Origin of the sequence: Leptolyngbya sp. FACHB-711, assembly GCF_014695615.1 — a bacterium.
GTDB lineage: Bacteria > Cyanobacteriota > Cyanobacteriia > Elainellales > Elainellaceae > Leptolyngbya_A.
Window position 1 is genome coordinate 25568 of sequence record NZ_JACJOR010000530.1, and the last position, 7991, is coordinate 33558.

6 protein-coding genes are annotated in these 7991 nt (G+C 52.1%); 2 read left to right on the top strand and 4 right to left on the bottom strand.

Going from position 1 to position 7991, the window contains the following annotated elements:
- Positions 1–5: 5 nt before the first annotated feature.
- Together H6F80_RS26145 and H6F80_RS26150 are read right to left on the bottom strand one after the other, a co-directional pair.
- Positions 6–458, bottom strand: coding sequence for a hypothetical protein (locus H6F80_RS26145; RefSeq protein ID WP_190794443.1), 453 nt, complete (start codon positions 456–458; stop codon positions 6–8).
- A gap of 102 nt (positions 459–560) precedes the next feature.
- Positions 561–1085 carry a sll1618 family protein gene (locus tag H6F80_RS26150; RefSeq protein ID WP_190794444.1) on the bottom strand — a complete coding sequence of 175 codons (525 nt, stop codon included), beginning with the start codon at positions 1083–1085 and terminating at the stop codon, positions 561–563.
- A gap of 192 nt (positions 1086–1277) precedes the next feature.
- Here H6F80_RS26150 and ruvB point away from each other — a divergent pair, with 192 nt between their 5' ends.
- Positions 1278–2390, top strand: a complete 1113-nt coding sequence (gene ruvB / locus H6F80_RS26155; protein ID WP_190794445.1) for a Holliday junction branch migration DNA helicase RuvB — start codon at positions 1278–1280, stop codon at positions 2388–2390.
- A 397-nt stretch (positions 2391–2787) separates the two neighbouring features.
- On the opposite strand, the gene H6F80_RS26160 is transcribed toward ruvB, so the two are convergent.
- Together H6F80_RS26160 and H6F80_RS26165 are read right to left on the bottom strand one after the other, a co-directional pair.
- On the bottom strand, positions 2788–5424 hold the full coding sequence (locus H6F80_RS26160; RefSeq protein ID WP_190794446.1) for an ELWxxDGT repeat protein: 2637 nt from the start codon (positions 5422–5424) through the stop codon (positions 2788–2790).
- Positions 5425–5767: 343 nt separating this feature from the next.
- Positions 5768–6841 (bottom strand): NAD(P)/FAD-dependent oxidoreductase, encoded by a 1074-nt coding sequence (locus H6F80_RS26165; RefSeq protein ID WP_190794447.1) that lies wholly within the window; start codon positions 6839–6841, stop codon positions 5768–5770.
- Between the two features lie 133 nt (positions 6842–6974).
- Here H6F80_RS26165 and H6F80_RS26170 point away from each other — a divergent pair, with 133 nt between their 5' ends.
- A complete protein-coding gene (locus H6F80_RS26170) occupies positions 6975–7817 on the top strand; it encodes a YaaW family protein (RefSeq protein ID WP_190794448.1) in 843 nt (280 codons plus the stop codon).
- The last annotated feature ends 174 nt before the right edge of the window (positions 7818–7991 follow it).

Here is a 7991-nt window from a genome sequence, read left to right on the forward strand (position 1 = left end):
TGCCCCTACTTGTCCTCCTTCGCCGCTAAAATCTCTTTTACTTCCCGCAGCAAAGCTTCCTCTTCAGAGCGAATCGCATCTAGCCGAGCGAGCAATTCTTGCAGCCGATTTTCGGGCTTCACTTCAGCTAACTCCACTTCTGAGATTGGTTTCACTTCCGACGGACGCTTGCCAAAGACAAACCGCACCAGCCAAACCAACCCCACGACCACCCAGCCTATCAAGCGAAATGGCAGCCCCAGCAGCGTCAGCCAAATGTTCTCCGTCAGCCGCCCGATCGCCTGAAGCAGCCCGGCAAACAAAAAAACGACCAGCACAAACAGCCCCACTAGCCACAACGGATGCTGCAACAGCCATTCTAGCCACGGATACTGATCGAGCCATTCCTGAATCGGTGCAATCAGCGATCGCCAAAACCCTTCAACTGCCCGATTTCCCAATCCCTGCGTCCAGTCCATTCTCTGCTCCCCGACCTAACCCGCCAATCTAACAAAGGTCGTTTAAAGCCGCACCCCGCACCCTGTCCCCTCATCTCCTCACTCATCCAGCCATTCACCCATCTACTCCGACACCTGCTCGATTGCCTCCCGTATCGCCAACCGCTGCTCCGTGTCATACTTCCATCGATTCAAAAAATCCTCATACTCCCCGCCGCCCGTTTCCGTAGCTGCCCGGAGCTGTTTCGCCTTTTGCTCAATTTCAGGAAGCTGAAGCTTTTGAATTAAGGCGGTTGTACGCGATCGAACCCGGTCCGATCCCTGCGCCATATCTAAATTGTCATTACGACGGTGAGTGATTGCCACCGCGGTAGACATTGCCAGGTTTTTCACCAGCAGATCAGCAGCGACTTCAGGTGACGTTCGTAGGGCACTGATTACTGCTTCGGTTGGATGGTCGGCAAGGGAGCGATCGTCCGTCAGATACCCCACAAAAAAGCCGCGTGCGCCGTCTACCGTCTGAACCAAAGCCGCAATTGTCTGTGCAATTTCAGCGTCAGATAGTGTACCCTGTTCCATGCGAGACACTAAAGCTTGAGTTAGCTCGATCGCTTGCTGAAAGGAAATATTGGCAGGAACGGCTAGCATAGGGTTGCTTCCTCATCAGTCGGGAACTTTCTCACTCAGGAGCTTTCATTGTATGCCGCAGACATTGGTATGCCGCAGATTTAGCGAAAAGCCTCTCTCACTTTGTTAAAAACGCTATAGAATTCAGTCAAGCCTGGAATAGTCCAGATGTACTAAATCCAGCGTGTCCCTCGGATAGCAGCAGTTCGCCCTATGGCAATTATTTCCTCTAAGCAACCTTCACCAGACAGCCCAAAGCCGGGTGGCTCGAATGGCAAAACCCGAGGCAGAGTCGTCGCTGCCCCGGATGACCTGCTTCAGCCCAGTGCCAGCCTAGAAGAAGCGGGTCGGCAAGAAGAAACCCTGCGTCCCCAAAAGCTCAAAGAATACGTGGGACAAAAGGCACTGAAGGAAGTGCTGGAGATTGCGATTAAAGCGGCTCAGGCACGGCAAGAGGCACTGGATCATCTGCTGCTTTACGGTCCGCCCGGATTGGGCAAAACTACAATGTCGCTGATTCTGGCGGCAGAAATGGGTGTGGAGTGCAAAATTACTACCGCTCCGGCTTTGGAACGTCCACGTGATATCGCTGGGCTACTGGTGACGCTGAAACCGGGCGACGTGTTGTTTATCGACGAAATTCACCGATTGCCCAGAGTCACCGAAGAAATTCTCTATCCGGCAATGGAAGACTTCCGACTAGATATCACCGTCGGCAAAGGACAAAGTGCCCGGATGCGAAGCATTCCGCTGCATCGGTTTACGCTAATCGGAGCAACGACCAGGGTGGGGGCACTTTCCTCGCCACTACGCGATCGCTTCGGCATTATCCAGCGGCTCCAGTTTTACGAGCTAGACGAACTGACGCAAATTGTTTTGCGAACCGCCCAGCTTCTCAACACTCCCACCACTGAAGCGGGAGCCAGCGAAATTGCCCGCCGCGCCAGAGGCACACCCCGAATCGCCAATCGGTTACTGCGCCGCGTGCGAGATTTTGTGGAAGTCAGAGCCAAAGGAGCCACGATCGATCAACCCCTTGCCGCCGATGCGCTGGAACTATTCAAGGTCGATCCCTGCGGATTAGACCTGACCGATCGCCGTCTGCTGACCGTGATGATCGAAAATTTTGCGGGTCGTCCGGTGGGCCTGGAAACGCTGGCTGCTGCGACAGGAGAGGACGCTCAGACGATCGAAGAAGTTTACGAACCCTACCTGCTGCAAATCGGCTACCTTCAGCGCACCTCACGCGGACGAATTGCTACCCCTGCGGCCTGGAAGCATCTGGGCTACGAGCCGCCGAGTCAACAAATGGCGTTTCTGCGGTAAGAGAAGCAAACTCTATTGCCTGTGTACTAAATATGGGCATTAAATAACGGCTGTTTAGCTTGTGATGCTAGAGGCAGTTTAGAAAAGTCATTAATTACTGCTCGAACCGTCTCCCCCCGCGGGTCAATTCTGGGCAGGGTTCTGCTATACCCATTCCGCTTTTGCAATCCCTCTGTCCCCAACTGGCACAATTCCTCTGATTCATGCGGGAAACACGATGATCGCGATCGCGCTTACCATTACGGATGAAACGCAATTTTCCAAGCAAGTTTATTAAATTAAAAAGGGAGATCAGCGATCGAAGCTCACCTCCCTTTTAAGTATCACTTTTGAGTATGACTGTGGAAATGCAGTAGAAATAAAAGTCTAGCTACAACAGGGGTACAACTTTGGCAGGCTAGGACGGAACAGGAATTCCAGAAAAACTCCAGAGCTCTGCACCGCGCTCGTTTGTCGAGGCAATAAAGAAAAGGCGACCATTAATGTTGGTGAGCTGCCCCGGAGTGGATGACCCCGTACTATTGACATCGAAGAAGCCCGTTCCGGCTGCGGTGCCATCGCTAAACCAAACTTCTGTGTCGTTATTTTGAGTTGCCACAAAGTAGAGCCGCGCTGCCGTACCCTGACCCACGACAGTCAAATTCTTGATATCCGTTACGCCATTGAATTTGCTGTTAACCGTAGACACTTTCTCTGCGGTAATTGCTGTTTGTCCATTCGTGGTTTCAGTCTTTGTCCGCCAGAGCGATTTCCCTGTGCCATCGTCTGCAATGAAGTAAAGCGTTCCGTTCAGATTTACAAAGTTAGACGGACTCGATGGGCCAGCCGGATTAATATCGCGTACCCGCACAGGAATCTGCGGTGTAGCAGCCTGCGAACCTACTGCCGTTTCAGCATTTTGCAGTGCCCATAGCTCTATGCCAGTATTACCTGCATTTGCTGTGAGGTAAAGCGTTCCGTTGATTTCAAACAGGTTGCTCGGATTTGAGTTGAGCGGTTCTGGAGGCAGATCAAATGCGGTGAGCGTGGTGCCGTCTGCATTTAAGCGGTAGAGTTCGGTTTGGGCTGGACCGTTGAGGGGAGCGCGAGCCTGGAAGAAAAGGCTATTGCCAACGGGTGTGAGGTGTTGCGGGTTAGAGGGATCGGCTCCTTGCCAGATGTCTTTTGCGGTACTGATCAGGGTAGAAGTGTTCGCATTTTGAATCCGCAGCAGTTCGTTGCCTGTGCCACTTGACCCCGTGCCCTCGCTGCCTGTGAAGTAAAGCGTGTTGCCCAACGCAGTCAGATTGTTGAATGACAGCGGGTTAAACGCAACATTGTTAGTGGAATCAACGACTGCCTTAATCGGGTCGCTTGAAGTGTCCGTTGCATCAACATAGAACAGACCTTTCGACGCGGCACTGGTTCCAGGTTGCCCAAAGAAGTAGAGACGGTTGTTAACGACGGTAAACTTGGTGGGGTTAAAGCTCGTGATTCCCGGCAGTTTATCCACAACGATTTTCGTTCCGGCGGCAGTTCCATCCGATCGCCATAGTTCCAGACCAGTTGCGCCGTTGTTTGCGGTGAAATAAAGCGTGTTGTTCACAGCAGCAAATTCACCGATCGCACTAAACTTGCCCAGTTCTCGGGTTCCGTCCAGCGTTCCGTCGCTGATCCAGAGCCCGTTACCCGTGCCGTCGTTTGCGGTGAAATAGGCAAAGCCGCCGACCGCAGTTAAGTTGGATGCACTAGAGCCAGAGCTACCAAAAGCAATATCGCGAGCCACACTGGGGAGTGACTGGGTGGGGCTGAGGCGAAGATTTAGCCGATAGGTTGAGCCAGTTCCAGCTTCTTCACCCGGCAGAACCTTACCCGGCAGAACCTTGAGAATAAAGGTTTTACCTGCGCCCAGCGTTCCCCCAAAGATTTCTGCGCTGGTTCCCGGTCGGTTTGAGGGCCCAATGTTTTTATCAGGAGCAGCATTGGGATCAGCAGGTTTCTCGTAAAGCTCGATATCGAGGTTGTCAAACAAGTCAACCATTTCCACCGTCAAGAATTGAGCTCCGCTGGACGGTGTGGTGAATTCATAGTAGTCTACGGGAGATGCTAAGCCGTTCCCTACATAGTTGCGGCGAGTCAATGTGGTATCGGCAAGTCCGGGAATCAAAGTCGCAGGATTCTGCTGATTGCTGACTCCATCGGTCTGGGCGGTAATGGTGAGCTGATAGTTTGAGTTTTCCCCCGCAGCTTTTTGATAAACCCGAACGAAATAGTTGCCCGGAGCCATTGACTGGAGGAACTGTTCTGGATTCGCGCCTACATTCGCTGAAGTCCTAACGATCGTGGTTTGATCTGCACCCAGAATTTGTAAATTGGCATCGCCCGTCAAACCAGCCAGATTAAACAGATAATCGCCTTTAGTTGCAATGCTGAAAGAGTAGGTCGTCTGCTGAGCTGTATCGCTCACTGCACCTGAAACCGGACTTGAGGTTGGAATAGTCAACGGGATTGGCACAGACGGGTCAGTTGGCGGAGGAGGCGAAATCGGGTCAGTTGGCGGAGGAGGCGAAATCGGGTCAGTTGGCGGAGGAGGCGAAATCGGGTCAGTTGGCGCAACCGGAGGCACGGAAGGCAGAATCAGAGTATTGGATAGTCTGAGCTGGTAGCTAGAGTTTCCCTGACGCTGCGTAACTCGCACAATGTAATCGCCCGACTCCAGTTCTGTACTGATCAGTTCATTGCGGTTACCACCCTGTCTGGATGCTCCGACAAGCTGCAAATTTCCCCGTCGCTGATTTCCTCGGAGTTGTCTAAAGTCGATTTTGCCAATGCTGCGGACAACTTGACGCAACGGGCGCGCCAGTCGATATAGCTCGATATTTGCATTGGTCTTTTTTGCAAGCCCTGTCAGTGCAAGGTCGACACGACTGCGTCCATTAACGCTAAAGCGATAAAGATCATCCAGGTCAGTTTTCTGCTTTAGAGAACCTTTGGCAGAAGAGCCAAGGAGTTTTGCTCCGCCCAGTTGGCTATCACGATCGGCTCTTGTTTGCATATCGATTGCCCAATTGCTTCTGCCCTAGCTTTCCCCGTGCCGCGAATAAACCTGTCATAACTTTGACAAATTCGCTTCGCAGTTCATAACTGCTTAATTAAGAAACAAAGAACTCCAAAAAATACGGAAAAAGCAGCGATCGTAATTTTACAGAGCAATATTAGTAATGGTTGCTGATAGTTAGCGGATGAACCTGGAATTCACGGATTGCATCTTGGCAGCAGTAAAGCAGTTGAGAGAAATCGTCAGGTGCGGGGTAAGTAAAAGGACAGGATTAAACCCAAAACAATTAAACCCAAAGCACTGAGAGCGTCCTGCGTCATTCGTTCAGCGACATCGCCCCTCAATTCTTATTAAGCATTGTCTCAATCTGCACGGCTGCGGCTGCCCCAGAGGCTAATGCGGTTTCTACCTGTTGTCCACCGCACCATTCCCCACAGCAGACGATCGGCAGCGGCACTCGACTGATCAGGCAGGATTCGGTGAGGAATTGCCTCACAAATGCATATCGCCAGCGGTGAACCTGAAGTAACTCCGCCGCGTTGAACCAGGGCATTAACCGCTGGGCAGCCCGATCGAGTATCTGTTGACCGATCGCTCGCAGATCCGGCGCATCAAAAATCTGTTCTGCAAAAGCAGCAGTGCTGTGCAGCACCAAAACGGGCTGAGTAGCGTTGGGGCGTTTGCTGCTGTCTAACCCAATCCATTTCAAAATCGGATCGCTCTCCAGCGTCAGGGCTTTCCAAACAACGGCTTGTAAGTCAGCCAGTCGCGCTGCGGGGTAAACGGCAATTGCAGTTATGCAGGGGTCAAACTGAACCGATCGCAGCTTGAGCTGCATTTCTTTTAATTCTTCTAATTCTTCAAAATCAGCGAACGCTTCGGAATCAGCGATTGGCTCCAGTAAGGCGAGTGCCTGCGGTGCAGGAATGGCAACTACCAACGATCGAGCAACCACCGGAGCAGCGATTGTCTGCTCAGCTTCGATCGTAAATTTCCAGCCCTGCCGGGTGGGAAAAATTGACCCCACTCGCTGATTTCGCCGCACATCTAGATCGATCGCCAGCTCTTTTGCGATCGCACTCATGCCCGCAGGTGCAATGTAGCGAGGCGAGGGTGTAGCATCGGCTCTGATCTGCCCAGAGGTATTTAGGGTATGAGCTACTTCTGTCCAGCGAGTTATCACGCCCGCGCTCAGTAGCCGATCGATGAATTCCTGCGATCGGTTGCCCTGCTCGTCCAGATAACGCAACCCGTGGTCGGCGCAGGTGTCGAGCAATCGTCGGGTGGCTGCTCTGCCGCCCAATCCGCGTGATTTTTCCAGCACAATGACCTGATAGCCTGCTTGCCGAAGTTGCTGGGCACAGGTTAACCCTGCTAGTCCTGCCCCAATTACAGCGACATCCACACTTTCCATTGATGTCCCTCGGATGAAATCCTCTATCTTTCAGTAGAATATGGGGAAATGGCTGTCAAATTATAGCCACTGAATTTACGATTAAAAATCTCTCAAAAATTACGTTCACGGGATGATGGAGGAGGGTGGAGCATTGGACGAATTAAGAGTGCCTCTGGAATTGGCAAACGACGAAGAACTCCATCTCCTAACCGAAATTCTATTTCGCCGTCGATTTAATCCGCTTGACTATGTTTACACGCCTCAGCCGATCGAAGTATGCAGCCAATCCCGCCAAGCGCAGATTGACGCGATCGAAGAACGATTTCGGTTTCTGGCGGCGGATGGTGTAACTGTGCTGCGCCGCAAGTCGTCGGATATCAGCTATCGCCAAATTCTGGTACGGGTCTGCCGCTATCTCAAGCTTCCCTACTCCCAGAGCTTCACCACCGAAGAGCTAGAAGCCGAGATTTTTTTGTATCTGCTGCACCGCGCCTGGGAAAATCTGCCTGCCTCAGAAAAACGGGTACTCAATGGCAAGATTCAGCAGGTGGTCAATGAATCGCAGTTGGCTCAGCAATTGCCTCGATCGCCTCAAAATGATCCGGTGGGCCTGCTGCTGAAGGGAGGCAGTGCGCTAGCGGTCAATTCTATGATTCGTCCCTGGCTGTTGCAGATTTTAGCCCGGCAGTTTGCGATTCACTGGGCAACGTATCAGGTCGCAAAAGAGGCGGTCGTCCACGGCGGAGCGGCAGTTGCAGCTCAAATCCAAAATCAGGCTGCGCTCCAGGTAGCATCCCGTGGGATGGCGGTTAACGCGGCTCGATATGGGGCTGCTCGTAGCCTGCTGGCGTTCGTCGGTCCTGCGTTGTGGATGTGGTTTTTTGCCGATCTGGGATGGCGTACTGTCGCAACTAATTACAGTCGTGTCATTCCGGTCATTTTTACCCTGGCACAAATCCGCCTCACGCGAATGGCAGATTTTCAACCTGCTTAAAGCAAGGTATGTTGGCGATAGAGAATCGTTAATCGCAGCGATCGCAGTTTCAGATGGTTTTGTTCAGATGGCTTTATTCAGGGTGTTCAGAACGAGTCCGACTAGAATACAAATTACTCATTAAGAAATGTGGGGAGTCTGCGCGCGTCGCTCGATTGACTTGAGAAAAGTTTG

Coding starts and splice junctions, on each gene's coding strand:
- H6F80_RS26145 (WP_190794443.1), bottom strand. CDS start 458: ATGGACTGGACGCAGGGATTGGGAAATCGGGCAGTTGAAGGGTTTTGG.
- H6F80_RS26150 (WP_190794444.1), bottom strand. CDS start 1,085: ATGCTAGCCGTTCCTGCCAATATTTCCTTTCAGCAAGCGATCGAGCTA.
- ruvB (WP_190794445.1), top strand. CDS start 1,278: ATGGCAATTATTTCCTCTAAGCAACCTTCACCAGACAGCCCAAAGCCG.
- H6F80_RS26160 (WP_190794446.1), bottom strand. CDS start 5,424: ATGCAAACAAGAGCCGATCGTGATAGCCAACTGGGCGGAGCAAAACTC.
- H6F80_RS26165 (WP_190794447.1), bottom strand. CDS start 6,841: ATGGAAAGTGTGGATGTCGCTGTAATTGGGGCAGGACTAGCAGGGTTA.